Annotated in this window: 27 protein-coding genes; 15 read left to right on the top strand and 12 right to left on the bottom strand. The window is 61.9% G+C overall.

Translation table 11 applies throughout. The features are described from left to right. Positions 1–17 precede the first annotated feature (17 nt). The 3 genes from UB48_RS00285 to UB48_RS00275 form a co-directional block, all read right to left on the bottom strand. Entirely contained in the window at positions 18–1,016 is a 999-nt protein-coding gene (locus tag UB48_RS00285; RefSeq protein ID WP_045193441.1) for an ABC transporter substrate-binding protein, read from the bottom strand. Between the two features lie 39 nt (positions 1,017–1,055). Beyond that, positions 1,056–1,892 (bottom strand): ABC transporter ATP-binding protein, encoded by an 837-nt coding sequence (locus tag UB48_RS00280; protein WP_045193440.1) that lies wholly within the window; start codon positions 1,890–1,892, stop codon positions 1,056–1,058. Positions 1,893–2,226: 334 nt separating this feature from the next. Next, positions 2,227–3,129, bottom strand: a complete 903-nt coding sequence (locus UB48_RS00275; protein ID WP_045193439.1) for a DMT family transporter — start codon at positions 3,127–3,129, stop codon at positions 2,227–2,229. A 186-nt stretch (positions 3,130–3,315) separates the two neighbouring features. Between UB48_RS00275 and aceK the strand changes: the two genes are divergently transcribed. Beyond that, positions 3,316–5,037, top strand: a complete 1,722-nt coding sequence (aceK, locus tag UB48_RS00270; protein WP_045193438.1) for a bifunctional isocitrate dehydrogenase kinase/phosphatase — start codon at positions 3,316–3,318, stop codon at positions 5,035–5,037. 125 nt (positions 5,038–5,162) lie between these two features. Here aceK and UB48_RS00265 read toward each other — a convergent pair whose 3' ends face one another. Next, the gene (locus UB48_RS00265; protein WP_045193437.1) at positions 5,163–6,032 is read right to left on the bottom strand and encodes a DUF6279 family lipoprotein; all 870 of its coding nucleotides are present in this window, start codon (positions 6,030–6,032) and stop codon (positions 5,163–5,165) included. A gap of 145 nt (positions 6,033–6,177) precedes the next feature. On the opposite strand from UB48_RS00265, the gene UB48_RS00260 reads away from it, so the two are divergent. After that, positions 6,178–7,014 (top strand): S1 RNA-binding domain-containing protein, encoded by an 837-nt coding sequence (locus UB48_RS00260; RefSeq protein WP_045193436.1) that lies wholly within the window; start codon positions 6,178–6,180, stop codon positions 7,012–7,014. On the opposite strand, the gene UB48_RS00255 is transcribed toward UB48_RS00260, so the two are convergent. Then, complete coding sequence (locus UB48_RS00255; RefSeq protein WP_038996550.1) at positions 7,015–7,395, bottom strand: hypothetical protein; 381 nt, start codon at positions 7,393–7,395, stop codon at positions 7,015–7,017. 206 nt (positions 7,396–7,601) lie between these two features. On the opposite strand from UB48_RS00255, the gene UB48_RS00250 reads away from it, so the two are divergent. The 3 genes from UB48_RS00250 (at position 7,602) to def (ending at position 9,463) form a co-directional block, all read left to right on the top strand. Then, positions 7,602–7,781 carry a CsbD family protein gene (locus UB48_RS00250; RefSeq protein ID WP_045193435.1) on the top strand — a complete coding sequence of 60 codons (180 nt, stop codon included), beginning with the start codon at positions 7,602–7,604 and terminating at the stop codon, positions 7,779–7,781. A gap of 166 nt (positions 7,782–7,947) precedes the next feature. Beyond that, the gene (locus tag UB48_RS00245) at positions 7,948–8,934 is read left to right on the top strand and encodes a YihY/virulence factor BrkB family protein (RefSeq protein WP_045193434.1); all 987 of its coding nucleotides are present in this window, start codon (positions 7,948–7,950) and stop codon (positions 8,932–8,934) included. Beyond that, on the top strand, positions 8,924–9,463 hold the full coding sequence (gene def / locus UB48_RS00240) for a peptide deformylase (RefSeq protein WP_045193433.1): 540 nt from the start codon (positions 8,924–8,926) through the stop codon (positions 9,461–9,463). Before UB48_RS00245 ends, def begins: the two co-directional genes overlap by 11 nt. Here the strand turns inward: def and UB48_RS00235 are convergent. Next, positions 9,415–9,786, bottom strand: a complete 372-nt coding sequence (locus tag UB48_RS00235) for a GNAT family N-acetyltransferase (RefSeq protein ID WP_082075363.1) — start codon at positions 9,784–9,786, stop codon at positions 9,415–9,417. The two genes, def and UB48_RS00235, sit on opposite strands and share 49 nt — an antisense overlap. Before the next feature lie 366 nt (positions 9,787–10,152). Between UB48_RS00235 and UB48_RS00230 the strand changes: the two genes are divergently transcribed. Continuing rightward, the gene (locus UB48_RS00230; protein WP_045193430.1) at positions 10,153–10,410 is read left to right on the top strand and encodes a DUF2790 domain-containing protein; all 258 of its coding nucleotides are present in this window, start codon (positions 10,153–10,155) and stop codon (positions 10,408–10,410) included. A 99-nt stretch (positions 10,411–10,509) separates the two neighbouring features. Further along, entirely contained in the window at positions 10,510–11,139 is a 630-nt protein-coding gene (locus UB48_RS00225; RefSeq protein ID WP_045193429.1) for a lytic polysaccharide monooxygenase auxiliary activity family 9 protein, read from the top strand. A 6-nt stretch (positions 11,140–11,145) separates the two neighbouring features. Here UB48_RS00225 and ada read toward each other — a convergent pair whose 3' ends face one another. From ada to UB48_RS00210, 3 genes are all read right to left on the bottom strand, one after another. Then, positions 11,146–12,207, bottom strand: coding sequence for a bifunctional DNA-binding transcriptional regulator/O6-methylguanine-DNA methyltransferase Ada (ada, locus tag UB48_RS00220; RefSeq protein WP_045193428.1), 1,062 nt, complete (start codon positions 12,205–12,207; stop codon positions 11,146–11,148). Between the two features lie 76 nt (positions 12,208–12,283). After that, positions 12,284–12,913: a DNA-3-methyladenine glycosylase gene (locus UB48_RS00215; protein WP_045193427.1), complete on the bottom strand. Its 630-nt coding sequence runs from the start codon at positions 12,911–12,913 to the stop codon at positions 12,284–12,286. Beyond that, positions 12,913–14,256, bottom strand: coding sequence for a PLP-dependent aminotransferase family protein (locus UB48_RS00210; RefSeq protein WP_045193426.1), 1,344 nt, complete (start codon positions 14,254–14,256; stop codon positions 12,913–12,915). Before UB48_RS00210 ends, UB48_RS00215 begins: the two co-directional genes overlap by 1 nt. Positions 14,257–14,343: 87 nt before the next feature. Here UB48_RS00210 and UB48_RS00205 point away from each other — a divergent pair, with 87 nt between their 5' ends. The 6 genes from UB48_RS00205 to UB48_RS00180 all read left to right on the top strand — a co-directional run bounded on the left by UB48_RS00205 (position 14,344) and on the right by UB48_RS00180 (position 19,008). Continuing rightward, entirely contained in the window at positions 14,344–15,300 is a 957-nt protein-coding gene (locus tag UB48_RS00205; protein ID WP_045193425.1) for a threonine dehydratase, read from the top strand. Between the two features lie 121 nt (positions 15,301–15,421). After that, positions 15,422–16,081, top strand: a complete 660-nt coding sequence (locus tag UB48_RS00200; protein WP_045193424.1) for a LysE family translocator — start codon at positions 15,422–15,424, stop codon at positions 16,079–16,081. 315 nt (positions 16,082–16,396) lie between these two features. Next, positions 16,397–16,831, top strand: coding sequence for a nuclear transport factor 2 family protein (locus UB48_RS00195; protein ID WP_045193423.1), 435 nt, complete (start codon positions 16,397–16,399; stop codon positions 16,829–16,831). An 86-nt stretch (positions 16,832–16,917) separates the two neighbouring features. After that, on the top strand, positions 16,918–17,262 hold the full coding sequence (locus UB48_RS00190) for a YciI family protein (RefSeq protein ID WP_045193422.1): 345 nt from the start codon (positions 16,918–16,920) through the stop codon (positions 17,260–17,262). A 19-nt stretch (positions 17,263–17,281) separates the two neighbouring features. Further along, positions 17,282–17,773: an SRPBCC family protein gene (locus UB48_RS00185; RefSeq protein WP_045193421.1), complete on the top strand. Its 492-nt coding sequence runs from the start codon at positions 17,282–17,284 to the stop codon at positions 17,771–17,773. Continuing rightward, positions 17,773–19,008, top strand: a complete 1,236-nt coding sequence (locus tag UB48_RS00180; protein WP_045193420.1) for an RNA polymerase sigma factor — start codon at positions 17,773–17,775, stop codon at positions 19,006–19,008. Before UB48_RS00185 ends, UB48_RS00180 begins: the two co-directional genes overlap by 1 nt. 3 nt (positions 19,009–19,011) lie before the next feature. Here the strand turns inward: UB48_RS00180 and UB48_RS00175 are convergent, their stop codons facing one another. Beyond that, positions 19,012–19,482: a MaoC family dehydratase gene (locus tag UB48_RS00175; RefSeq protein ID WP_045187560.1), complete on the bottom strand. Its 471-nt coding sequence runs from the start codon at positions 19,480–19,482 to the stop codon at positions 19,012–19,014. A gap of 34 nt (positions 19,483–19,516) precedes the next feature. Further along, complete coding sequence (locus UB48_RS00170) at positions 19,517–20,461, bottom strand: alpha/beta hydrolase (protein ID WP_045193418.1); 945 nt, start codon at positions 20,459–20,461, stop codon at positions 19,517–19,519. Between the two features lie 209 nt (positions 20,462–20,670). On the opposite strand from UB48_RS00170, the gene fadD2 reads away from it, so the two are divergent. After that, the gene (fadD2, locus tag UB48_RS00165) at positions 20,671–22,359 is read left to right on the top strand and encodes a long-chain-fatty-acid--CoA ligase FadD2 (RefSeq protein WP_045193417.1); all 1,689 of its coding nucleotides are present in this window, start codon (positions 20,671–20,673) and stop codon (positions 22,357–22,359) included. Between the two features lie 303 nt (positions 22,360–22,662). After that, positions 22,663–24,360, top strand: a complete 1,698-nt coding sequence (fadD1, locus tag UB48_RS00160) for a long-chain-fatty-acid--CoA ligase FadD1 (RefSeq protein WP_045193416.1) — start codon at positions 22,663–22,665, stop codon at positions 24,358–24,360. Between the two features lie 84 nt (positions 24,361–24,444). Here fadD1 and UB48_RS00155 read toward each other — a convergent pair whose 3' ends face one another. Then, positions 24,445–25,752 (bottom strand): FAD-binding oxidoreductase, encoded by a 1,308-nt coding sequence (locus UB48_RS00155; protein WP_045193415.1) that lies wholly within the window; start codon positions 25,750–25,752, stop codon positions 24,445–24,447. Positions 25,753–25,770: the final 18 nt, after the last annotated feature.

Below are 25,770 nucleotides of genomic sequence, written 5' to 3'. Positions count from 1 at the left end.
TTGTTATGCATCCAGGCTTATTGCGCGGCCGTGGTGGTTTCGATGAACTGGTTGCTGTAGAGCTCGTCGAGCTTGGGTTCCTTGGCGACGATGCCTTCGCTGACGTAGAACTTGCGCACTGCGTCCAGGCGCGCCGGGTCGATGCGCCCGAGCACGGTCTGGTTGGCGTAGACGTGCTCGACATACAGGCGCAAGGTTTTCTCCAGCGCCGCTTCCTTGCCGGCGTAGGCCGGCACGGCCTTGGCGAAGGTGGCGGCGGCGGCTTTCGGGTCCTGGATGATGTCGCGCATGCCCTGCAGGGTGGCCTGGACCACGCCGCCGACCACCTGCGGCTGGTTGTTGATGGCGTCGTCCGAGGCGAGGATCGCCTGGGCCATGCTCTCGAAGATTTCGCTCTGCGGGATCAGGCTGATCTTCAGCCCGGCCTCTTCGGCATTCACCACCCAGTCCGGCACCCCGGCCATGGCCTGGGCCTTGTTGGCTGAAAACAGCTGCCACACCCCCGAGGGGCCGGCGGCCTGGATATCGACGTCGGTCTTGCTCAGGCCAGCCTTGCGCAGCGAGGCGAGCAGGGCGTAGTAGGTGGTGTCGGAGTAGGACATCACGGTCAGGGTCTTGCCCTTGAGGTCCTTGATCGACTGGATGTTCTCGCCGGCGTTGGTGGCGATCATGGTCACCCCGCCGGCACCGAGCACCGCTACCGCACGCACTGGAATGCCGTTGGCGCGGACCACGATCGGGGTGTCACCGATGGCGCCGCCGAGCATGGCGTTGCCGGCACCGATCTGCTTGGCGACATCGACTCCGCCCTTGGCGGCGATGAAGGTCAGGTCCAGGTCCCTGGCACGGTAGTAGCCCTTTTCCTTGGCGATGATCCACGGCGCAAAAGCCGGCGAGTTGGGCGGCGCGGGCAGCAGGTAGGTGACCTTGGTCGGCTCTGCCTGGGCGCTGATCGCCAGGCCAAGGCCCAGGGCGATGACTGAAGCCTGTGCCAGGCGTTGCAGGGACTTGAACATGCGTACTCCTGAATCGGTTGATGGGCCGGTGGCCGTTGATCAATGCAGTTCGGTGTCTTCGCCGACTTTCAGCAGTTCCATCAGGCGCCCGGCCAGCGGGCCGATTTCCGGCAGCTTGCGGCGCTCCAGCGGGTTGTCGCGAAACGGCAGGTCGACAGTGATTTCTTCGATGATGGTGCCGGGGCGGGCGCTCATCACCAGCAGACGGTCGGACATGGCAATCGCCTCGACCAGGTCATGGGTGATGAACAGCGCGGTTTTCTTTTCTTCGAACAGCATCCGCGCCAGGTCCTGTTGCAGGATCATCTTGGTCTGCGCATCGAGGGCCGAGAACGGCTCGTCGAGGAACAGCACCTGCGGGTCGATGGCCAGGGTCCGGGCCAGGGCGGCGCGCTGACGCATGCCGCCCGACAGCTGGAACGGGTAGTGGTCGGCAAAGCCTTGCAGGTGGCAGCGATTGAGCAGATCTTCGGCAATTGGCTGGCGCTTGGCGGCGGGCATGCCCTGGATTTCCAGGCCCAGCTCGACGTTGCGGCGGATGCTGCGCCAGGGCATCAAAAGGTCCTTCTGCAGCATGAAGGCGACCTTGCGCACCGGCCCGACCACCGCTTCGCCACCGACGAAAACTTCGCCTTCGCTGGGGCGGTAGAGGCCCGAGCCCATGTTGAGGATGGTGCTTTTGCCGCAACCGGACGGGCCGATGATCGACACTACCTCGCCGCGGCGGATCTTGAAGTTCACCTCGCGAATGGCAAAGGGCGCCTCGGCCTTGCCCTTGGCCGGGAAGCATTTACCGACATTGCGAAATTCGATTTCGGTCGGCTCCAGGTCTTCCTTGGAGTGCGGCGTATTCCATTGAGAGGGGATTGCGTACATCTCTTTCACAGCCATTGGGGAAGCTCTCTGGTCTGTTTTATAGGTGATACGCGGTTTAGTGCATGAACAATGCCAAATGTGTATTGGCCCTGTTTTATTTGAAAAGTGCTTATTTATTAGTGAGTTATTGGATTATCAGGAAAACTTGTTTGTTTTATATATGAAACAAGGTTTTCTATATGGCACGAAATTGCACAACAACTGCGCGTGGCAATGGCGGGTGCAATGAAAAGAGGCTTTTCTCGGTAACGCGAGTGAAGGGCTGGTTTCAGGGGTGAAACCAGAAACTGTGGAAGCTGGCTTGGCAGCTCCCACAGGAAACAGCATTAACCGGTCAGGCGCGAACCGGCTTGGCAGCCGCCGCAGGCTTGAGCACCAGCCACAACGCCACGGCAATCAACAGCCCGCCATACAGGTGCGCCATCGACAGTGGCTCGTCCAGCAGCCAGGCGCCCCACAGCACACCGAAGGCCGGGATCATGAAGGTCACGGTGCTGGATTTGACCGGGCCGATCTCGCTGATCAGGCGGAAATACAGGATGTAGGCAAAGGCGGTGCACACCAGCCCCAGGCCCAGCAACGACGCCCACACCTGCCAGCCACCCCAGCTTGCCGGTGGCTGGGTCAGCACGCTGTAGCCGAACAACGGTAACAGCAGCAAGGTCGCGCCCATCATGCTGCCCAGCGCCGACAGGCGACTGTCGAGGCCGCCTTGCTGGTCCAGCCAGCGCCGGGCGAGAAAACCGGCCAGGCCGTAGCACGCGGTCGCCGCCAGGCACGAGAGGGCACCTTGCAGCAGCTTGGCGTCGAACGCCACCGGCCCCGCGCCACTGAGAATGCCAACCCCGAACAGGCCGAGAAAGATACCGCTGAGCTTGGCCAGGGTCAGCGGTTCACGGAACAACAACGCGCCAATCAGCACGCCCATCAGCGGCGTGGTGGCATTGAAGATCGCCGAGTAGCCGGCCGGCAGCACCTGGGCGGCCACTGAATAAAGGGTGGCGGGTATCCCCGAGTTGATCATGCCCAGCACCAGGCAGGCCTTGAGCTTGCCATTGAAGTCCCAGCGCACCCGCAGCAGGGCGAGAATCACCAGCAGGCCGAGGCAGGCGATGGAGACGCGGAAAAACGCCGTCGGCAGGGTGCCGAGCACCGGCGCAATGATGCGCATGAACAGAAAGCTCGCCCCCCAGACAGCAGCAAGAATCAACAGGCGGGATATGGCGATGGGGCTCATGGGGCTCTCCGGGTCCTTTGGGGCAGGGCGCGAGTTTACGTTACATCGCAGCCTGCGCTCTCTCCCTTTCTTGCGATTGAATTCAGCACCCGGCGAGTTTGGCCGATACAGCCGCGCCAACAGGCTTTCCCTGCCCGTGGCGACTGGCTAAGCTCAGGCTTTGACATTCCCGCAGAGGTCTGACGTATGCCCCAGCAATGGCCGGCCGCCGATATCGCCCGGATGATCCTCGATGGCTTCGACGATTACCGCGAGCATTTTCGCCAGATCACCGACGGCGCCCGCGAGCGATTCGAGCAGGCCCAGTGGCAACAGACCCAGAGCGCCTCGGCGGCGCGCATCAATCTGTATGAGGAAAAAGTCAGCGAGGTCAGCGGCTGGCTGCGCCAGGGCTTCGAGGGCGAGGTGCTGCTCGACGTCGCGCTGTGGCCGCTGGTCAAAAGTGCTTATATAGGCCTGATCGACCCGCGCCTGGACGATGAACTGTCCGAGACCTGGTACAACTCGATCTTCTGCAGCCTGTTCAGCCATGACCTGATCAGCGATGGCTGCATGTTCATCCACACCACCCGGCCCTCGCTGCGCAGCCACGAGCGGGCAGCGCAAACCCGCACCTATCGGCCACAAAGCGGCTTGAGCGCATTGCTGGCGCAGGTGTTTGCCGACTACCGTTTCGATGTGCCCTACGCGGACCTTGCCGGCGACTTGGCACGCCTCGAGGGGCAACTGCGCGAGAACCTGCCGGACTGGGTCTGCAAAGACCCGGCGCTGGCCGTCGAGCTGTTTTCCTCGGTGTTGTACCGTAACAAGGGCGCCTACCTGGTCGGGCGCCTGTACACCCAGGACGAGCAATGGCCGCTGGTGATCCCGCTGCTGCACCGTGAGGGCCACGGCATTGAGGTCGACGCGCTGATCACCGACGAAGCCGAGGTGTCGATCATCTTCTCCTTCACCCGCTCCTACTTCATGGTCGATGTACCGGTGCCGGCCGAGTTCGTCGGCTTTCTCAAGCGCATCCTGCCGGGCAAGCACATCGCCGAGCTGTACACCTCGATCGGCTTCTACAAACACGGCAAGTCGGAGTTCTACCGGGCGCTGATCAACCACCTGGCCGGCACCGATGACCGCTTCATCATGGCCCCGGGCGTGCGTGGCATGGTCATGAGCGTGTTTACCCTGCCGGGCTTCAACACCGTATTCAAGATCATCAAGGACCGCTTCTCGCCGTCGAAGAACGTCGACCGCGCCACGGTGATTGAAAAGTACCGGCTGGTAAAAAGCGTCGACCGCGTCGGGCGCATGGCCGATACCCAGGAGTTCTCCGATTTTCGTTTCCCCTTGAGCAAGTTCGAGCCCGAGTGCCTGGCCGAACTGCTGGAAGTGGCGCCGTCCACCGTTGAAGTGCACGGCGACACCGTGCTGATCCGCCACTGCTGGACCGAGCGGCGCATGACCCCGCTCAACCTCTACCTGGAAAACGCCAACGACGCCCAGGTACGCGAGGCCCTGGAAGACTACGGCCTGGCCATCAAGCAACTGGCGGCGGCGAACATCTTCCCCGGTGACATGCTGCTGAAGAACTTTGGCGTTACCCGGCACGGGCGGGTGGTGTTCTACGACTACGACGAAATCTGCTTTCTGACCGAGGTCAACTTCCGCTATATCCCGCCGCCGCGCACGCCGGAGGATGAAATGGCCTCAGAGCCCTGGTACTCGATCGGCCCGCTGGACGTGTTCCCCGAGGAGTTTCCACCGTTTCTGTTCGCCGATAGCGGCCAGCGCCGGTTGTTCAATCAGTTGCACGGCGAGTTGTACGACGCCGACTACTGGAAGAGCCTGCAGGCGGCGATCCGCGGCGGCAAAGTGATCGATGTGTTCCCGTACCGGCGCAAGTGCCGGGAGGGCTGAACACTGTGGGAGCGGGCTTGACCCGCGATCGAGCGCGTAGCGGTCGTATGCCAGGCAACTCCTGGTTTGCTGGCTGTACTGGCCTCATCGCGGGTCAAGCCCGCTCCTACCGTTGAATGCGGCCGCTACCCCTTCAAGCACTTCAACTCACTGAAACTCTGGCGCACCTGCGCAAGCTTCTGCTCTAGGTGCTGGCGCTGTTGTTCGCTGCTCTGCGCCATCACATCCACCAACAAGCGCCGCGCCTCCTGCTCGGTGCGCTGGAAGGCGATCCGGTACTCCGGGGTCCACAGGCTTTCGCGCTTTTTCAGGAGGATCTCCAGGCGTGGTTCGAAGCTGTCGCTGTGGCGCTGGTCCATGGCTGCGCTGAACTGTGCCTGCCAATGGGCGCGGTTGGCGATCCACTGGCGGTTCTGCTCGCCCAGTCCCTGGGACCAGGTCATGACTCGAAGTTTTTGCTGCGGGCTGAGCTCGCCCAGCCAGGTGCTCAAGCGTTTTTCCATACGCTCGGCGCGGCGTTCGATCTGCCGCGCCAGTGGGGTATTGACGTATTTGGCCTGGCGTTCGCGAATGTCGTCGGCAAAGGCTTCGCGCATTTCCCGCACTTGCTCGTCATCCATGCTGCGCAACAGTTCGGCGGCCGACGGAGTGATCTGGTCGGCGACCTTGGCAATCGCCTGCCGGGCTTCTTCAGTGCGTACCTGCAACTGCTGGTCGGTTATCGCATTACGGGCGACCATCGCCTGAATGTCGTCGATCCAGGTCAGGTAGCCGGGCAGTTGCGTGCGGCAATGCCAGGCCAGTTGCTGTTTGAGCCGTTCATTGAGCCAGGTTTTTTGCTGGCGATTCATGCTCAGGTAGTCGTTGAGCGACCAGGGCACCAGCATGTCGAGGTTGCGGTAGGCCAGGTCGATACGGTTGCAGGCGACCACTAGCAAGGCCGATATCACCAGCAACAGAACGGTGCGCAGGTACTTGGACAGGCAGGCGTACATGAGCGAATCCTTGCGAAGGCTTGCTTGTCTTTATAGAACAGGGCAAGCCTGTGCGGTTCATTTTGCTGACAGGCCGTCATCGGCGACCGGGCGCAATCGCCGCGTGAGGTGTAGAATGCCCCGCTCGCAACGAGGATTTCCGGAAATGGCTTTAGTTGGGCGTTACAACACTTTGCAAGTGGTCAAGCACACAGACTTCGGTCTGTACCTGGACGGCGGGGCGGACGGCGAAATCCTGCTGCCCAACCGTTACATCCCCAAGGACACGCCCACCGAGGTCGAGGACTGGCTGAACGTCTTCATCTACCTCGACAGCGAAGACAAGCTGATCGCCACCACGGAAAAGACCAAGTTGCAGGTCGGCGACTTCGCCAGCCTCAAGGTCAAGGAAATCAACAGCATCGGCATCTTCCTCGATTGGGGCCTGCCCAAAGACCTGCTGATGCCGTACTCCGAAGAAAAGCGCCAGATGAAGGCCGGCGAGTACTGCGTGGTGCATGCCTACCTCGACAAGCGCACCCGCCGCATCACTGCAACCGCGCGCCTGGACCGCTACCTGGACAAGGTGCCGGCCAACTATAAGGTCGGCCAGGAGGTTGATTTGCTGGTGGTCGAAGAAACCCCGATGGGCTTCAAGGCGATCATCAACAACAAGCACTGGGGCCTGATTCACAAGAACGAGGTGTTCAAGTTCCTGCGTTCGGGCAAGCAGGAGAAGGGCTATATCAAAGAGCTGCGCAGCGACGGCAAGATTGCCCTGAGCCTGCAGCCCATCGGCCAGGACCTGGCCAACAGCCTGCACGACAAGATTCTCGCCAAGCTCAAGGACGCCAACGGCGTGCTGCCGGTCAGCGACAAGAGCGACCCGCAGTTGATCAGCGATCTGTTCGGGGTCAGCAAGGGCAACTTCAAGAAGGCCATCGGTGCCTTGTACAAGGATGGCCGCATCGTCATCCACGCCGACCGCATCGAACTGGCTTGATCAGACCTGCTTGAAGCCTGCAAAGCTCAGGTTCTCACCGCCTGGGCGCAGGTCTTTGAGCAGCGAGTCGCGATCGGCGCTCAGCGCCAGGCTGATGGTCGAGCGACGCTTGCCCGGGTGGCGCACTTCCATTTTTTCCTGATGGGCCTGCAGGTAGTTCACCGGCACCTTCAAATGCTGCAGCTCGTCGGTTTCGGGGGTGTGCAGCAGCAGGTTGACCCAGTCGGGCTGGCCCTTGCGCAGCAGTTTCACCGGCACATCGAACCACCACAGGCTGCGCTTGGTGTCGAGCACGGCAAACAGGGTGTTGTCGCTGTTGAGCACGGGGCGTTCCAGTTCCTGGTTGCGGCGGGCGATGGCGGTGGGTTTGTCGAGTTTCATGCAGGTTCCTACGGGTGACGCTTGAAAGGTCGCTTATTGTGCTGGCAACGCGATGAAACATAAAGCGACGTTGCTCGCTGGCCTCTCTATTGCCCCTGCGCGCTCGACAGGCGGCCGCCGAAAATAATTGAAACTCTCGCAAGCGGCCACGGGTCCACAGACTGTCGACTCTGACAGCGTGTTATTTCCCCTTCAGGAGAACTCCCATGAGTGGCACTAAAGATAAAGTCAAAGGCATGGCCAATGAGGCTGTTGGCAACATCAAGCAAGGTGTCGGCAAAGTGACCGACAATGATCGTCTGCGCGCCGAAGGCGAACTGCAGGAGCGCAAAGGCGAAGCCCAGCAAGTGGTCGGCAAGGTCAAGGATGCCGTGAAGAAGCCTTGAACCCTGTGAGCAGGGCGGGACGACGGCCATCCTCGGGTGGCCGTTGTGCTATCTGCAGCAATCAATCGCAACTTTGAGGCGATCGTCGATTAGACTTCAGGACGTACCTGTCAGATGAGTGTGTGAGGAGCCCGCCCATGAACCTCGAGCGGCGAAAGGAGACGCTATGATTTTTCCCGACCTGCGCGGCTTGCCGTTGCACCGTGTGCTGGTGCGCACGGTCAAGGAATTTCTCGATGACGAGATGTCCACCTATGCCTCGGCGCTGGCCTACCAGATGCTGTTCTCGCTGTTTCCCTTCCTGCTGTTTTTGATCGCCCTGATCGGTTTCCTGCATTTGCCCGACTTCTTCTCCTGGCTGCGCCTGCAGTCGGAACTGGTGTTGCCGCCCCAGGCGCTGGAGCAGGTCAACCCGGTGATCGACCAGTTGCAGCAGTCCAAGGGCGGCTTGCTCTCGGTGGGTATCGTCATTGCCCTGTGGACCGCTTCAGCCGGCGTGCGGCTGATGATGAGCGCCATGAACGCCGCATATGATGTGGTCGAAGGGCGCCCGGTGTGGAAGCGCATTCCGCTGTCGGTGATCTACACCGTCGGTATCGCCGGCATGCTTCTGGCGGCCGCCGCGCTGATGGTGCTGGGGCCGCAGGTGATGGAATGGATTGCCGCGCAAATCGGCATGCAGGAGTTCATCGTCACCTTGTGGACGGTGCTGCGCTGGCCGGCGATCATCATTCTGATGATGGTCGCGGTGGCGCTGATCTATTACGTAATGCCCGATGTGAGGCAGAAGTTTCGCTTCATTACCCCGGGTTCGGTACTGGCGGTGGTGGTGTGGATCATCGCCTCGTTGGGCTTTGGTTATTACGTCAAGACCTTCGCCGACTACAACGCCATGTACGGCAGTATCGGTGCGATCATTGTCCTGCTGTTGTACTTCTACATTTCTGCTGCCGTACTGCTACTGGGCGCGGAGATGAACGCGGTGATCGAGCATATGTCCGAGGAAGGCAAGGACCCTGGCGAAAAAGACTTTGATGGCGTGGCCCCTGAGCATGATAAAAAGCATGTATCCGGGCTGGGCCGTGATCACTCCCTCGATCATGAAACCACGCCTGCCAGCGAACCCCTGAGTCGAAGCCAGCATGATTCATGACATCCTGAAAATGGGAGATGAGCGCTTGTTGCGCATCGCCCCGCCGGTGCCGGCGCACATGATCGGCAGCGCCGAGCTTGAGCGGCTGATCGCCGACATGTTCGAAACCATGGAGCATGTCGGTGGCGTTGGCCTGGCCGCGCCGCAGATCGGCATCGACCTGCAACTGGTGATCTTCGGCTTCGAGCGCAGCGAGCGCTACCCGGATGCCGAGGCGGTGCCGCGAACCATTTTGCTCAACCCGCTGATCACGCCCTTGGGCACCGAGGTCGAGGACGGCTGGGAAGGCTGCCTGTCGGTGCCGGGCCTGAGGGGCGTGGTGCCACGCTACCAGCGGATTCGCTACGAAGGCATCGACCCCCAGGGCCAGCCCATCGTGCGCAACGCCGAAGGCTTTCATGCGCGGGTGGTGCAGCATGAATGCGATCACCTGATCGGCCGCCTATACCCCTCGCGCATTCACGACTTCAGCCGCTTTGGTTATACCGAGGTGCTGTTCCCTGGGCTGGACCCGGCCAGCGACGACTGAACCCGCACCATCGCCAGCAGCGGCTTGCTTTGCTGGTAGCGCTGCAGGCGCTCGGCCAGTGGCGCAGGCAGGGCGTCGGTGCTGGTGAAGGCCTGGTGGGCGTAGAAGCTTGCCAGGTCCGGGTGACAGAACAGCCAGATATTGCCTTGCAACTCAGCCAGCGCCGCGTCGATCAAGCGCCCGGCGAGCTGTTGGCCGCGCCAGGCGGGGGCAACGAACAAGCCGGTCAGCCAATGGCCGCCGGGCACTTCACTCAGGCACAAGGCGGCGACGATTTCCTCGGTCCGGGCCACCCAAAGTCGACCCTGGACCGCTGCGCGCATGGGCGAGCCGTGGTTTCGATAGAATTTATTCAGCAAGGGCCGCTCGGGCGCAAGCAATGGGCAGTAGCGTAAACGGGTCACAGGTTTGATCTGGCAATGGCTCTACCCCGGGCTTTTACACCGCAAGTCAATCAATGTCGAGGGGCGTGCCTCGGGGTTATTGTTGCACAAGTGGTAACAGTGATTGTCCGGCTTCGTGATTTAACGGCCTGAAGTACCTTGTAAACTAACCACATCCCACAGAATAAGTTGTAGTGGGGTCGGGTCTTCGTGTTATGTCCCATCGCTTGATATAACAACTTCTCCGCGCCCTTATTGGCAAATGAAGTCAATCGATTAGTTTGATTGCTTTGCAGGCCTATTATCATGAAACGTTTAATTGCAGTTGCCCTGGTTGCTGTTTCTTCGTTCGCCCTGGCGGATGAAATCAATACCGCCGCGGCGCAACCGGTTGTCGAGCAGTACGACTACAGCACCAACCTGGATATCGCCAAGGTCATCAGCCTGTCGACCATTCCCAATGTCTGTGAAGTGGTACCGGCAACCATGACCTACGAAGACCACCAAGGTCAGCGCCACATCATCGAATACCGCGCCATGGGCGACGGCTGCAGCAACGGCTGATACCGTTCGGCGCCTCTGGGTTGCGCATTGCAGGGCTTGAGCTAGGGTCAAACGGGTCCAGGGTGGACAGGTTTTCTTATCTCACATGGAGTGATTGCAATGAACAGCCCTGAAAAGATTCTGCGTCACGGTCGAGTGATTACCCCTGCCAGTCGCGGTTCCACGGCGATTGAGCTGAAGTTGTTGGGGGTGTCCGAAGTCAATGAAATGGAAGGCGGCAAGAACTTTCCAGACACGGTCGCCGGCCCCGTACCTGCGCCTTATCAAGACGATGTACAAAGTACAGTACCCCCGGCAGACGGCTATATCCTCAGTGGCGGTCGGCAGGATAAGCGTGATTGTGTCAACTTTACCAATGCCGAAATGAGCGCCAAGCTCGGCCATGAATTTAAATGGCCATTGCTGAACGTGACACCAGGGCAAACCTTAAAAGTCGAGTGGACTTATACGGCGCCACACCTCACCCGCGGTTATCGCTGGTTTATTACCAAGGATGGCTGGGACGAGAGTAAGCGCATCACCCGCGCGCAACTTGAAACCACGCCCTTTGCCGATGACATTTATCCCTATGTGCCGCGCTGGGCCCATACGGACAAACTCGTGGCCAAGGTCGAGCACGAGGTCAAGCTACCGGCCAACAAAAAAGGCCATCACGTAATCGTGCTGCTGTGGCTGGTCGCTGACACCGGCAACGCCTTTTACCAGGCTTTCGACGTCAACTTCCAGTAACCCGCCTCACTGGCTCTCGCGCGCCAGCAGCTCACGCTTGCGCTCCACGCCCCAGCGGTAACCCGAGAGGTTGCCGTCGCTGCGCACCACCCGGTGACACGGGATGGCCACAGCCAGGGCATTGGCCGCGCAAGCCTGGGCCACCGCGCGCACCGCCCTGGGAGAGCCGATGCGCTGAGCGATCTCGGCATAACTGGCTGTACTGCCAGCCGGGATCGCCCGCAGCGCCTGCCAGACTCGTTCCTGGAACGCCGTGCCGCGCAGGTCCAGCGGCAGGTCCAGGCCGATGCCCGGCGCTTCGATAAAGCCCACGACCCTCGCCACCAGGGTTTCGAACCCGGCGTCGCCGCCGATCAGGTTGGCCTTGGGGAATTTGTCCTGCAGGTCATTGAGCAGCGCCTGCGGATCGTCACCGAGCAGTATTGCGCAAATCCCCCGTTCACTCTGCGCCACCAGAATTGCCCCCAAGGAGCACTGGCCGATGGCAAAGCGGATTTCAGTGTTGGCACCGCCGTCGCGATAGGCCCCCGGGGTCATGCCCAGGCGCGCGTTGCTCGATTCGTAGAAGCGGCTGTTGGAATTGAACCCGGCCTCGTACAGGGCATCGGTCACCGTTGCCGCCCGCTGCAACTGCGTGCGTACCTTGTGCGCGCGGTGGGCCGAGGCATAGGCCTTGGGCGTCAGCCCGGTCACGGCCTTGAACACCCGGTGAAAGTGGGACGGGCTCAGGTTCAATTGCTCGGCCAGCTGGTTCAGGCTCGGCGCCGGGTCGGTACTTTCGATCAAAGCGCAGGCGCGGGTGACCTGGGCCCGGTGCTGTTCGGCAACGTGGGTCTGGTCGGCGCCGCGGCGCTTGCTTGGCCGGTACCCGGCGGCTTCGGCCTGTTCGGCGCTGTCGAAAAATTCGACGTTGTCGATGCGCGGCAGGCGCGAGCTACTGCTCGCCCGGCAGTACACGCCGGTGGTGCGCACGGCATAGACGAAGGCCTGGTCAGCGGCCGGGTCGCGGGCCAGGATGGCCTGCCAGCGTGGGTCGGATTCGCTGATCCGTGGTTTGCCTGTACTCATGACGGGGTGCTCCTGGCGTTGATCGATGGGTTCAGGCTACGGCTTTGGCGCTGCGGAAAAACTCCGGGTCTTGCGTTCAAACTCGAGTGGCCGGCACTCGCCACAGGTACCAGGCGGCCACGGTCCGGTAGGGGCTCCAGTGCTTGCCCAGGTCGATCATCTGCCGACGTGTCGGTTGCCCTTGCAGGCCCTGCAAGCGGCGGTAGCCCTCGCGCACGCCGAAGTCGTCGGCCGGCAGGATGTCCATGCGCTCCAGGGTGTAGATCAGCAACATCTCGACGGTCCAGCGGCCCACGCCACGCAGGCTCACCAGGCGTTCGATCAGTGCCTCGTCTTCAAGCATCAGAGCCTGCTGATAGTCCGGCACCAGGCCGTCGAGGCGCGCCTGGGCGATGCCCTGGATGGTTGCCAGTTTACTCGCTGAAAAGCCGCAGGCGCGCAATTGCTCCGGGGTGGTCGCCAGCACCTGCTCGGGGCTGGGAAAGGCGCTTCCCGGGTAGAGCGCCAGAAAGCGCGCGAGGATCGCATCGCCGGCCTTGGCATGCAGTTGCTGATAGGCGATAGCCCGCACCAGTGCCTGATACGGGTCACGGGTGGGTTTGGGCTGGTGCAGGCACGGGCCAATCGCCTCGATGTGCGCAGCCCACTGTGGGTCGAGTGCGGCGAGGCAGGTTTGTGCCTCGGTATAGAACGCGTGCGTGCTCATCAGGCCTCCAGTGCCTTGGCCACTTGTTCCAGCGCCTGCTTGAGTTCGGCGCGGCTGCCAGCGGCCGACAGGCTGATACGGATTGCCGCCAGCTCATGCTGTTTTACCGCGAACACCTCGCCTGGCACCACCGCCACGCCATGGGCCCGGCAGGCCTCGACCAAGCGCGCGGCGCTGAGCCCGGCCTTGACCCAGATGTGCGGCGACGGCTGGCGGGTGTTAAGCAGGTGGCCACTGAGCACCTTGCACGCCAGGCGCCAGCGCTGGGTGATTTCCTCGCGCTGCCAGGCCAGGCGCCTTTGAGCGGTGCCATCGGCGATCCAGCGGCAGGCGATCTGCAGGTTCAGCGGCGACACCTGCCAGTGAGTGGCCTGGGCATGCGGATCAATCTGTTCCAACACTAGCGGGTCAGCCACAATCCAGCCCAGGCGCAGGCCGGCGCCCACAGTTTTCGACAGGCTGCTGATCAACAGGCCGCGCTCACCGAGCATTCGCCATAGCGGTGGTTGGTCGGTGAGCGCGCCGTAGACATCATCTTCGATCACCAGCAGGTCATGGCGCGCGACCACCTCGGCAATCGCCTGCTGGCGGGCGCTGCTCATGCACGCACCCGTTGGGTTGTGCAGGCTCGGGGTCAGGACCATGACCCGCGCGCCGGTGGCCCTGGCGACCCGGTCGAGGTCGTCGGCAACAATGCCCTGATCGTCCAGGGCGATGCCATGCAAGGGAAGGCGCAATTGCCGGCAGGCGGCCTTGATGCCGGGGGCGGTAAGGGCCTCGACCAGCACTGCTTCACCCGGCTGGCACAGCGACAGCAACACCGTGAACAAACCCTGCTGGGCGCCGCCGCACAGCAGCAATTGCCGCTCGTTCAATTGCAAACCGCGGTTGGCCAGCCAGGCGGCGCCGTGCACGCGAGCGCGCAGCAACTCTTCGGCGCTCAGGTAGTGATCCAGGCAAGCCGCCAGCCCCTCCTCAAGCAGCGCCTGCAAAGTGTTTTCGCTGTCGCGGTTGGCCGGCTCGATCACCGGCACGTTGGTCGACAGGTCGATCAGGCTCGATTGCACGTCGCGCTGCTTGAGGCGAAACAGCGTGGCCTCCTTGCTGCCGGCCAGCACATAGGTGCCACGGCCGACTTCACCCGAAACCAAATGGCGTGCCGCCGCCTCACGGTAGGCCTGCTGGGTGGTGCTCGGGTTGAGCCCCAGGTTCCAGGCCAGGCGCCGTTGTGGCGGCAGGCGTTCGCCGACTTTCAGCTCGCCGCGTTCGATGGCAATGGCTATTGCATCGACCAGGGCCAGGTAGCGCGGCTGGGCATCGTCGCAGAGGGTAGGGGTCCACATTTATTGTTGGCCATGCAATATAGGAATTTACCCATACAATGCGCGGCGACTAGGATCAGGTCAAATCCGATCCTGCCGAGGTGCTCCATGTTCGACCTGCCAGCCCTGCGCGAAGCTGCCCGCCTGGTTCATGCCAGCGTACCCGCCACCCCTCAGTACGCCTGGCCGCGCCTGGCCGAGCGGCTGGGCTGCGAAGTCTGGGTCAAGCATGAAAACCATGCCCCGACCGGCGCCTTCAAGGTGCGCGGCGGGTTGATGTATGTGCAGTGGCTGCGGGCACAAAAGCCGGCGGTGCGCGGCCTGGTCACCGCCACCCGTGGCAACCACGGCCAGAGCATGGCCCTGGCTGCGGGCAATGCCGGGCTGCCGATCATCATCGTTGTGCCTGAGGGCAACTCGCTGGAAAAGAACGCGGCGATGCGCGCTTTGGGCGCCCAACTGATCGAGCACGGCGCCGACTTTGACCAGGCCCGCGAAGAGGCAGCACGCCTGGCCCAGTTGCATGGTTACGAAAGCGTGCCACCGTTTCACCCCGAGTTGATCCGTGGCGTCGCCACCTACGCGCTGGAGCTGCTGGAAGCCGTGCGCGAGCTGGATTGCATCTACGTGCCGATCGGCATGGGCTCGGGCATCTGCGGGTTGATCCAGGCGCGCAACCTGCTGGGCCTGCGCACCGAGATCGTCGGCGTGGTGTCCAGCGCCGCCGACGCCTTTGCCCAGAGCCTGGAGCAGGGCCGCATCGTCACCACCGCCACGGCCAACACCTTCGCCGATGGCATGGCCTGCCGCATTCCGTTGCCCGAAGCCTTTGAAATCATCCGCCAGCATGCCGCACGCATCGTGCGCGTCAGCGACGAAGAAGTGGCCCGGGCCATGCGCATCTACCACGAAGACACTCACAACACCGCCGAAGGCGCAGGCGCCGCCGGCCTTGCCGCACTGATCCAGGAGCGCGAGCGCCAGCAGGGGCGCAGGGTGGCGGTGATCCTCAGCGGGGCGAACATTGACCGGCAGCGGTATGCGCAGGTGCTGGCGGGCGATTGAAAAATCCTGAGTTGATCGGTTGATAAAAATGACAAGCCTGAATAAAGGCAATCTCTTCTAATACAGCCAGCAGAAAACCGTTTTAATAGCGCCTGCCATCAACCGCGGTTACGGAACGTCGATGCCTTTTTCAAACGGATTTCTGCTGAGTTTGTCGCTGTGCCTGGATATCGGCATTGCCAATATCGCCATGATCACCCTGGCCATGCAGCGGGGTTTTTTGCAGGGTTTCTGGCTGGGGCTGGGTACCTGTGTCGGTGACCTGTTGTATGCCATTGCGGCGCTGGCCGGGATGACCGTGCTGCTGCAATTTGAAACGGTGCGCTGGGTGCTGTGGCTGGGCGGCTCGGTGTTGCTGGTATGGTTTGCCATCAAGATGCTGCTGGCGGCGCTGCGCGGCAACACCCATCTGCAGACCCCCGGCGCAATGGTGATCGAATCGGGCTGGCGCGAGTTCCTGCGCGGGATCTTCCTGGCCATGTCCTCGCCCAGCGCCATCCTCTGGTTTGCTGCGGTCGGCGGGGTGCTGATTTCCCGTTCAGGGGGCGGCAGCCTGCTTGAGGCCGGGCTGTTTCTTAGCGGTTTTTTTGCCGCCGGGCTGATCTGGTGTCTGTCGTTGTGCGGTATTGCCAGTCATGGCGGGCGCCTGCTGGGTGACCGCCTGCTGACCTGGTCGTACCTGCTGTCGGCGGGCATCTTCTGTTACTTTGCTGGCTACGTGATCCTTTCCGGTTACCGCGAGTTCATCCTTGCCGTGCCTGCGGCTACCCCGGGTCTATAATGATTCGGGACACCGGTGCGCAGGTGCCGTCAGGCAGGAGGATCTTCGATGAAAGGTCTGGATGCAAAAAAGATGACGAAGAAAAAACCACTGAAAACCGCCAAGGAAAAACACGCCGCCAAACGCGCCAAGCGCTCCGGCGACAGTTTTCTTGCGCAGTAACGCCAAGAGCTCCGCAAGGGGCTCTTTTTTTAGTCCCGAAATTGAGGTTGCTGGGTTATCCATTTCCCTAGCCTGTCGATTTCAACCACTGCCATTCGACCATCTGTGAACGCGCCGAGTCATCCGGCGCCCTATCGCACAGAGGACACGACCATGAACAGTGCCGCCGAGAACGAAATCCGCCAACTCATCGAGCAGTGGCTTCCCGCCGTACGCGCGCGCGATGTCGAGGCCATTACCGCGCCTTACGCCGAGAACATTCGCGCCTTCGATGCCATCCAGCAATTGCAGTTCCAGGGCAAGGCCGCCTATCGCGCCCACTGGCAGGCCTGCATGGATCACTGCCCCGGCGAGATGATCTTCGAAATCGAGCAACTGCAGATCCACGCCACCCCGGAACTGGCCCTGGCCCATTGGCTCAACCGCTGTGGTCCGGCCAGCAGCGAAGGCGGTGAGGATCAAGGCTGCTATATGCGCGCGACCGTTGGCTACCAGCGCATCGACGGGCAGTGGAAGGTGATTCATGAGCATTGGTCGGCACCGTTCGACATGGAATCCGGTGCCGCGCTGTTCTCGCTCAAGCCTTGAGCTGAAAACCCCGAAAGTTATGCCGAATCGCGCTTTTCAAGGCGGTGCGAACTGCCGCCATAGTATCCCCAGCGGTGGAGACGACGATGAAATACCTGTGCCTGGTCTACTGTGATGAAAGTCTGCTGCACAGCCTGCCTGAAAGCCCGGCCGACGCCGAGTGCATGGCCTATGCCGAGTCGGTCCAGGGCAGCGGCCGGATGCTCGCCGCCGAGGCGCTCAAGCCGGTGCAGACCGCGACCACCGTGCGTGTACGCGGCGGGCAGATGAGCCTGACCGACGGCCCGTTTGCCGAAACCAAGGAGCAACTGGCCGGCTTCTATCTGGTCGATGCCCGCGACCTCAACGAGGCGTTGAACATTGCCAAGGGCATTCCCGCAGCGCGAGTCGGCAGTGTCGAGGTGCGGCCGGTGCGCGACTTGCAACCCTGAACCCAAGGAGCACAACACGATGAGCCTTTTACACCCCGAGCCGCCCAAGGCGCAGCATGAGTTGTCGTTGACGCGCCTGATCGATGCGCCGCGGCGCAAGGTGTTTCGCGCCTGGACCGAGCCACAACTGCTGGCCCAGTGGTGGGGGCCCAACGGCATGACCACGCCGGAATGCGAAATGCAGCTGTGGGTGGGCGGCTTGTTTCGTACGGTGATGCGTGCCCCGGACGGCAGCGAATACCCGAACCAGGGCGTGTTTCTGGAGATCGTGCCGCCGGCGCGGATCGTCTTCACCGATGCCTTCGGTCCGGGTTGGGTGCCGTCGAACAAGGCGTTCATGACCGCTGTGGTGACCTTTGACGATGTCCACGGCAAGACCCAGTACACCGCCCGCGCCTGGCACTGGAGTGCCGCCGATTGCCAGGCCCATGAAGAGATGGGCTTTCACCGGGGCTGGGGTGAGAGCCTGGATCGCCTGGTGGCGCTGGTGACCACGCAGATGCCCGACTGATGGCAGCGCTGGCACAGGTACGGGCGCAACTGGAGGCCGTCTACCGTCAGGAGTCGCGGCGCATCCTGGCGACGCTGATTCGCTTGTTGGGCGACTTCGATCTGGCCGAAGAGGCCATGCACGAGGCGTTTTTCATTGCCGTGGAGCGCTGGCAACGCGACGGCATTCCGGCAAGCCCGCGGGCCTGGCTGGTGTCTACCGGGCGTTTCAAGGCCATCGACAGCCTGCGCCGACGTGCGCGCTTCGACCGTTCTCAGGTGCAGTTGATACAGGCGCTGGAGGCGCAAGAGGAGGTTCAGGTGAATGACGAAGAACTGGAGGACGACCGCCTGCGCCTGATCTTCACCTGTTGTCACCCGGCGCTGGCCGCCGATGCCCAGGTGCCGCTGACCTTGCGCGAAGTCTGTGACCTGACCACCGAAGAGATCGCCCGCGCCTTTTTGCAGAGCCCGGCGACCATCGCCCAGCGCATCGTGCGGGCCAAGGCCAAGATCCGCGATGCGCGCATACCGTACCAGGTGCCGTCGCTGGCCGAGCTGCCGGAGCGCCTTGATAGCGTATTGCGGGTGATCTACCTGGTGTTCAACGAGGGCTACTCGGCGTCGTCGGGTGAGAGCCTGATGCGCCACGACCTGAGCGATGAAGCGATCCGCCTGGGGCGTTTGCTCCAGCAGCTGCTGCCTGACCCGGAGGTGCTCGGGCTGTTGGCCTTGATGCTTTTGCAGGCCTCGCGGCAACAGGCGCGCAGCGACGCCGAGGGGGAGTTGGTACTGCTTGATGAGCAAGACCGCAGCCTGTGGAACCGTGCATTTATAGCTGAAGGTTGCCAGTTGGTGCAGCAAGCTCTGCGCAGTCAGCAGTTTGGTGTGTATAGCCTGCAGGCAGCGATAGCGGCCGTGCACGCTGAAGCTGCCAGTGCCGAGGCAACGGACTGGGATGAAATCGTCGGTTTGTACAATGTGCTGCTGCAGCGCTGGCCGTCACCGGTGATCGAGCTCAACCGCGCAGCGGCTCTGGCCCGGCGCGATGGCGCCGAGGCGGGGCTGGCGGCAGTGGAGGCAATTCTGGCCCGTGGCCAGTTGCAGGATTATCACCTGGCCCATTCGGCCCGCGCCGAACTGTGCCGCCAGTTGGGCCGCCTGGATCACGCCCGCGAGGCCTATCGCAGTGCCCTCGAGCTGACCCGTCAGGGCCCCGAGCGGCGCTTTATCGAGCGCCGCCTGGCCGAGTTGTAGGCATCAGCCGATGGTGATAGGCGGCGGGCTGACCAGCTCGACGGTCTGCTGTTTGCGCGGGGCGAGGATCTCGGCCTCGCCATCGACCACCAGTTCGTCGTTCTGGTTGAACACACGGGTGGCGATGCGCACCTTGAACTTCGGCAGTTTCTCGAGGATTTCCAGGCGCACGGTCAGGGTGTCGCCGAACTTGACCGGCTTCTGGAAGCTCATGGTCTGGCCCAGGTAGATGGTGCCCGGGCCGGGCAGCTCGCAGGCCACTGCGGCGCTGATCAGCGCACCGCTGAACATGCCGTGGGCGATGCGCTCCTTGAACATGCTCTTGGCGGCGAACTCGGCATCCAGGTGCACCGGGTTGTGGTCACCGGACATCGCCGCGAACAGCTGGATGTCACGTTCTTCGACGGTTTTGCTGAAGCTGGCGGTCTGGCCGACTTCAAGGGCTTCGTACGGGGTGTTGGTGACCTGGGTCATGCTTGGCTTTCCTTCTGGCGTGCGGGTCGGCCGATCATTCGCTGCGGGCGGGGCGGCCAATGGCCAGGGCCTGCTCCAGCCAGTCGATGATGGCGGCCGTGACCTCGTCACGGTTGGTTTCGTTGAGCAGCTCATGCCGCGCCTGGGGGTAGAGCTGCAACTGCACATGCTGATTGCCGGCCAGGCGCAAGGCACCGGCCAGATCCTTGAGACGCTTGCCGGCACTGACCGGATCACATTCGCCGCCCATCACCAGGATCGGCAGGTTCGGATCGATCTGCGTCAGGTTGCGTGGCTGGCTGATTTGCTCAAGGCCCATCAGCAAGTCGATCCACAAACGGTTGCTGCAGCGAAAGCCGCACAACGGGTCGGCAGCATACTTGTCGACTTCGTCGTTGTCGCGGCTGAGCCAGTCGAACGCCGTGCGGTTGGGCTTGAAGGCCTTGTTGAACGAGCCGAACGACAGCCACTCGATCAGCGCGCTATGGCCCAGCGGGCCCTGGCGCCAGGCTTCGAAGCGGGCGATCAGGCAGGCGGTGCGGTACAGCGCGGGCGGTTGGAAGTTCGAGCCGCTGAGAATCGCGCCCTGCAGGCTGGCGCCGTGGTGCATCAGGTAGGCCTGGGCAATGTAGCTGCCCATGCTGTGGCCAAACAGGAACACCGGGGTGCCCGGAAACTGCTGGCCGATGTGCTGGCTGAGCAGGGCCAGGTCGTTGACCACGCTGTTCCAGCCATTGTGTCGGGCGAACAGGCCTAAAGTGCCAAGTTCGGCGGTGCGTCCATGGCCGCGCTGGTCGTGGGCGAGCAGGGCATAGCCGGCATTGCTCAGGGCCTCGCCCAGGCGTTGGTAGCGCCCGGCGTGCTCGGCCATGCCGTGGGCCAGCAGCACCACCGCCTTGATCGGCGAGGCCGGCAGCCATTGATAAACGTAGAGGCTGCAGTGATCGCTGGCCGGGAGCCAGAACGCGTCGTGGTGCATGGCGGGTCCTTGTGCGCGCAACTCGGTAAGTCAGCACAGTGTATAACCCAGGGACAGGATCGCAGGGTCATCAGCAATAAGATTCACAATGTTAATGACAGCGCTTGGCGTATTTGCCACCTGCGACATACCTGCTAACGTCGGCAGAGCACCTTCTTCGCCAAGCAGGCAAGGGGGCCGGATCGGCTCAGGTATGAGGACAATAATAGATGCAAGCTGATTTCTGGAATGACAAGCGCCCGGCAGGGGTTCCTTCGCAAATTGACATAAATGCTTACAAGTCAGTGGTCGAAGTATTCGAACGCTCCTGCAAGAAGTTTGCTGACCGCCCGGCGTTCAGCAACCTCGGGGTCACCCTGAGCTACGCCGAACTCGAACGCTATTCTGCGGCCTTTGCCGCTTACCTGCAGCAGCACACCGACCTGGTGCCGGGCGACCGCATCGCGGTACAGATGCCCAACGTGCTGCAGTACCCCATCGCGGTGTTCGGCGCCTTGCGCGCCGGCCTGATCGTGGTCAACACCAACCCGCTGTACACCGCCCGCGAAATGCGCCACCAGTTCAAGGACTCCGGCGCCCGGGCGCTGGTGTACCTGAACATGTTCGGCAAGCTGGTGCAGGAGGTGCTGCCCGACACCGGCATCGAGTTCCTCATCGAGGCGAAGATGGGCGACATGCTGCCGACGGCCAAGGGCTGGCTGGTCAACACCATCGTCAGCAAGGTCAAGAAGATGGTCCCGGACTACCGCCTGCCGCAGGCGGTGCCATTCAAGAGCGCCCTGGCCCAGGGCCGCGGCCAGGCGCTCAAGCCGGTTGCGCTGGGCCTCGATGACATCGCCGTGCTGCAATACACCGGCGGCACCACGGGCCTGGCCAAGGGCGCGATGCTGACCCACGGCAACCTGGTGGCGAACATGCTCCAGGTGCTGGCGTGTTTCTCCCAGCACGGTGCCGATGGCCAGCGCCTGATCAAGGACGGGCAGGAGGTGATGATCGCGCCGCTGCCGCTCTACCATATCTATGCCTTTACCGCGAACTGCATGTGCATGATGGTTACCGGCAACCACAACGTGCTGATCACCAACCCGCGCGACATCGCCGGCTTTGTCAAAGAGCTGAAGAAGTGGAAGTTCTCCGGGCTGCTCGGGCTCAACACCCTGTTCGTCGCGCTGATGAACCACCCAGAGTTCAAGAACCTCGACTTCTCGGCGTTGAAGGTCACCAACTCCGGCGGTACCGCATTGGTCAGTGCCACCGCCGAGCGCTGGGAGAGCATCACCGGTTGCCGCATTGTCGAAGGCTACGGCCTGACCGAGACCTCGCCGGTAGCCAGCACCAACCCTTACGGCCAGCTGGCACGCCTGGGCACCGTGGGCATTCCGGTGCCGGGCACGGCGTTCAAGGTGATTGACGATGCGGGTGTCGAGCAGCCCTTCGGCGAGCGCGGCGAGTTGTGCATCAAGGGCCCGCAAGTGATGAAGGGTTACTGGCAGCACCCCGAGGCGACGGCCGAGGCGCTGGACAGCGAAGGCTGGTTCAAGACCGGCGACATTGCCGTGATCGATCCGGACGGCTTTACCCGCATCGTCGACCGCAAGAAGGACATGATCATCGTCTCGGGCTTCAACGTGTACCCCAACGAGATCGAGGAAGTGGTGATGAGCCATCCGCAAGTGGCCAGTTGCGCGGTGATCGGCATCCCCGACGAGCGTTCGGGCGAGGCGGTGAAGCTGTTCGTGGTGCCGCGCGAGGGCGGGGTAAGCCTTGAAGAGCTGAAGGCTTACTGCAAGGCCAACTTCACCGGCTACAAGGTGCCCAAGCATATTGTCTTGCGCGAGTCGCTGCCGATGACGGCAGTGGGCAAGATTCTGCGCAGGGAGCTTCGGGATATAGCCTGAGGGAACTGCAAGCTACAAGCTACAAGCTACAAGCTACAAGCTACAAGCCGCAAGCCCGGCCAGCTTGTAGCTTGTGGCTTGAAACTTGAATCTTTAGAATTTTTACTCTAAAAATGACTACGTGATTATCAAGAGTCATTTCCGTGACTGTCTGGGCTACTTTAGCTCTAGGCGGCCCTTGGCAAAGCTGCTACTCTCGGCCCGCTTCTGATTATCAGGTTTGCAATAAACCGTAATCTTATATCAATAATAATCGCATCGACTGCGGTGAAGAATTCGCTGTTGCTGGAGGAGTGGGCTTCCATGATCGAAAACTTTTGGAAGGATAAGTACCCAGCCGGGATTGCCTCGCAAATCAATCCTGATGAGTATCCGAATATTCAGGCGGTATTGAAGCAGTCTTGCCAGCGCTTTGCCGATAAACCGGCCTTTAGCAACCTGGGCAAAACCATTACATACGGCGAGTTGTATGAGTTGTCGGGGGCGTTTGCCGCTTACCTGCAACAGCATACCGACCTGCAGCCGGGTGATCGTATTGCCGTGCAGCTGCCCAACGTTCTGCAATACCCCGTTGCCGTGTTCGGTGCCCTGCGTGCGGGCCTGATCGTGGTCAACACCAACCCGTTGTATACCGCGCGGGAATTGGAACACCAGTTCAATGATTCCGGCGCCAAGGCGCTGGTCTGCCTGGCAAACATGGCGCACCTGGCCGAAAAGGTAGTGCCCAAGACCCAGGTCAAACACGTTATTGTCACCGAAGTGGCCGACCTCTTGCCACCGGTTAAACGCCTGTTGATCAACAGCGTGATCAAGTACGTGAAGAAAATGGTCCCGGCGTACAACCTGCCCAAGGCGGTCAAGTTCAACGACGCCTTGAGCAAGGGCCGTGGCAAAACCTTTCAGGAAGCCAATCCAGACCGCCATGACGTCGCCGTGTTGCAATACACCGGTGGCACTACCGGGGTAGCCAAGGGCGCGATGCTGACCCACCGCAACCTGGTGGCCAACATGCTGCAATGCCGGGCGCTGATGGGCTCGGACCTCAATGAAGGTTGCGAGATCCTGATCACGCCGTTGCCGCTGTATCACATCTATGCCTTCACCTTTCATTGCATGGCAATGATGCTGATCGGCAGCCACAACATCCTTATCAGCAACCCGCGCGACTTGCCGGCGATGGTCAAGGAACTGGGCAAGTGGAAGTTCAGCGGCTTTGTCGGCCTCAATACCTTGTTCGTGGCCCTGTGCAATAACGAAAATTTCCGCAAGCTGGATTTCTCTGGCCTGAAGATCACCCTGTCGGGCGGCATGGCCCTGCAAATGAGCGTCGCCGAGCGCTGGAAGGCAATCACCGGCTGCGCCATCTGCGAAGGTTATGGCATGACCGAGACCAGCCCGGTGGCGGCGGTCAACCCGGCCGAGCAGAACCAGATCGGCACCATTGGCATTCCGGTGCCCTCGACCCTGTGCAAGATCATCGACGACGCCGGTGTTGAACTGGCCCTGGGCGAAGTCGGCGAGCTGTGCGTGAAAGGGCCGCAGGTAATGAAGGGTTACTGGCAGCGCGAAGACGCCACCAACGAGATCCTCGACAGTGACGGCTGGCTGAAGACCGGTGACATCGCCCTGATCCAGACCGACGGCTACATGCGCATCGTCGATCGCAAGAAAGACATGATCCTGGTCTCCGGTTTCAACGTCTATCCGAATGAGCTTGAGGACGTGCTGGCGGCGTTGCCAGGCGTGCTGCAGTGCGCGGCCATCGGTGTGCCGGATGAAAAATCCGGTGAAGTGATCAAGATCTTCATCGTGGTCAAGCCGGGCATGACCGTGACCAAGGAGCAGGTGATGGAGCACATGCGTGCAAACGTCACCGGCTACAAGGTGCCGCGTTTCATCGAGTTCCGCGATGCGCTGCCGACCACCAACGTCGGCAAGATCCTGCGCCGTGAACTGCGTGATGAAGAACTGAAGAAGCTGGGCCTGAAGAAGATCGCCTGAGTCAAGGCGAGCGCTTCGCGCTCGATCGCTGGCAAGCCAGCTCCCACCATCGATCCTGTGGGAGCTGGCTTGCCAGCGATGCTTTCAGCGCAGTTTTTCAAGCATCTGGTAATACCACATCCCCGCCGCCAGCAACGGATTGCCCAGCACATCGCCCATTGGCACCTTGATGTGTTTGCAGCCGGCAAAGGTATCGAATTTCTCCAGCGTCCCGGTCAGTGCTTCGGCCATGATCTCGCCCATGATATGGCTGGTGGCGATGCCGTGCCCGGAATAGCCCTGGCAGTACCAGACGTTGTCCGAGAGCTTGCCCAGCTGCGGAATGCGGTTGACCACGATGCCCATTGCGCAACTCCACTGGAACTCGATCGGCACGCCCTTGAGCGCCGGAAAGGTGCGCTCGATGCACGGCCGCAGTTCGCCGGCGATATCCCGTGAATCGCGCCCGGAATAGTTGGCGCCACCGCCGAACAGCAGGCGGCCATCGGCGGTCAGCCGGTAGTAGTCGAGGACGAAGCGGCAGTCGTACACCGCAAGATCCTGCGGGTTGATCTGCGCGGCCAGCTCACCGAGCGGCGCGGTGGTGACGATACCGCCCATCGCCGGGAAGATCTTGCCCTTGAGCTGGCGTTTTTCCAGTTTGTGATAGACGTCGCCGGCCAACAGAATCTGCTTGGCCTCGACCCGGCCGTGGGCCGTCACCACCGCCGGCTGCTCGCCATGGATGATGTCCAGCACTTCGGAGTTCTCGAAGATCAGTGCGCCCAGGCTGTGCGCGGCGCGGGCTTCGCCCAGGCACAGGTTGAGCGGGTGCAGGTGCAGGTTGCGCCGGTTCTTCAAGGCCCCCAGGTACAGCGGGCTTTGCAGGTGTTCGCGCATGGCGTTCTGGCCCAGCAGCTCGACCTGGTCGCCCATGCCGCGACGCTCGGCCTCGGCAGCGAAGGCGCGCAGCTCGCCCATGTGCGAGTCTTTCATCGCCGCGTGTAGGTGGCCGCGCTTGAGGTCGCAGTCGATGCCGTAGCGCTCGACCCTTTGCTCGATGATCTGGTGGCCGCGCCAGCGCAGGTGCCAGATAAAATCATCGACGTCATCGCCGAGCTTGTCGCGCATCTGTTTGCGCATCGCTTCATCGCCCGAGAGGCTGCCGGTGACCTGGCCGCCGTTGCGCCCGCTGGCGCCCCAGCCGATGCGGTTGGTTTCAACGATGGCGACTTTCAGGCCGCGCTCGGCCAGCTCCACGGCGCTGGCCACCCCGGTAAAGCCGCCGCCAATGATTGCCACGTCGACTTTCACCGTGCCCTTGAGGGTCGGGTACTGGGTGGTGTCGTTGAGGCTGGCGGTGTAGTACGAGGCGCTGCGTTGGGCAGGGCCGGCGTTTACGGCTGCATTCATAACAAAATCCTTGGTGCA

The sequence above is a fragment of the Pseudomonas sp. 2(2015) genome (assembly GCF_000955865.1).
Taxonomy (GTDB): domain Bacteria; phylum Pseudomonadota; class Gammaproteobacteria; order Pseudomonadales; family Pseudomonadaceae; genus Aquipseudomonas.
The sequence above is the reverse complement of the archived record's forward strand: the minus strand, read 5'-3'. Positions and strand labels throughout refer to the sequence as shown.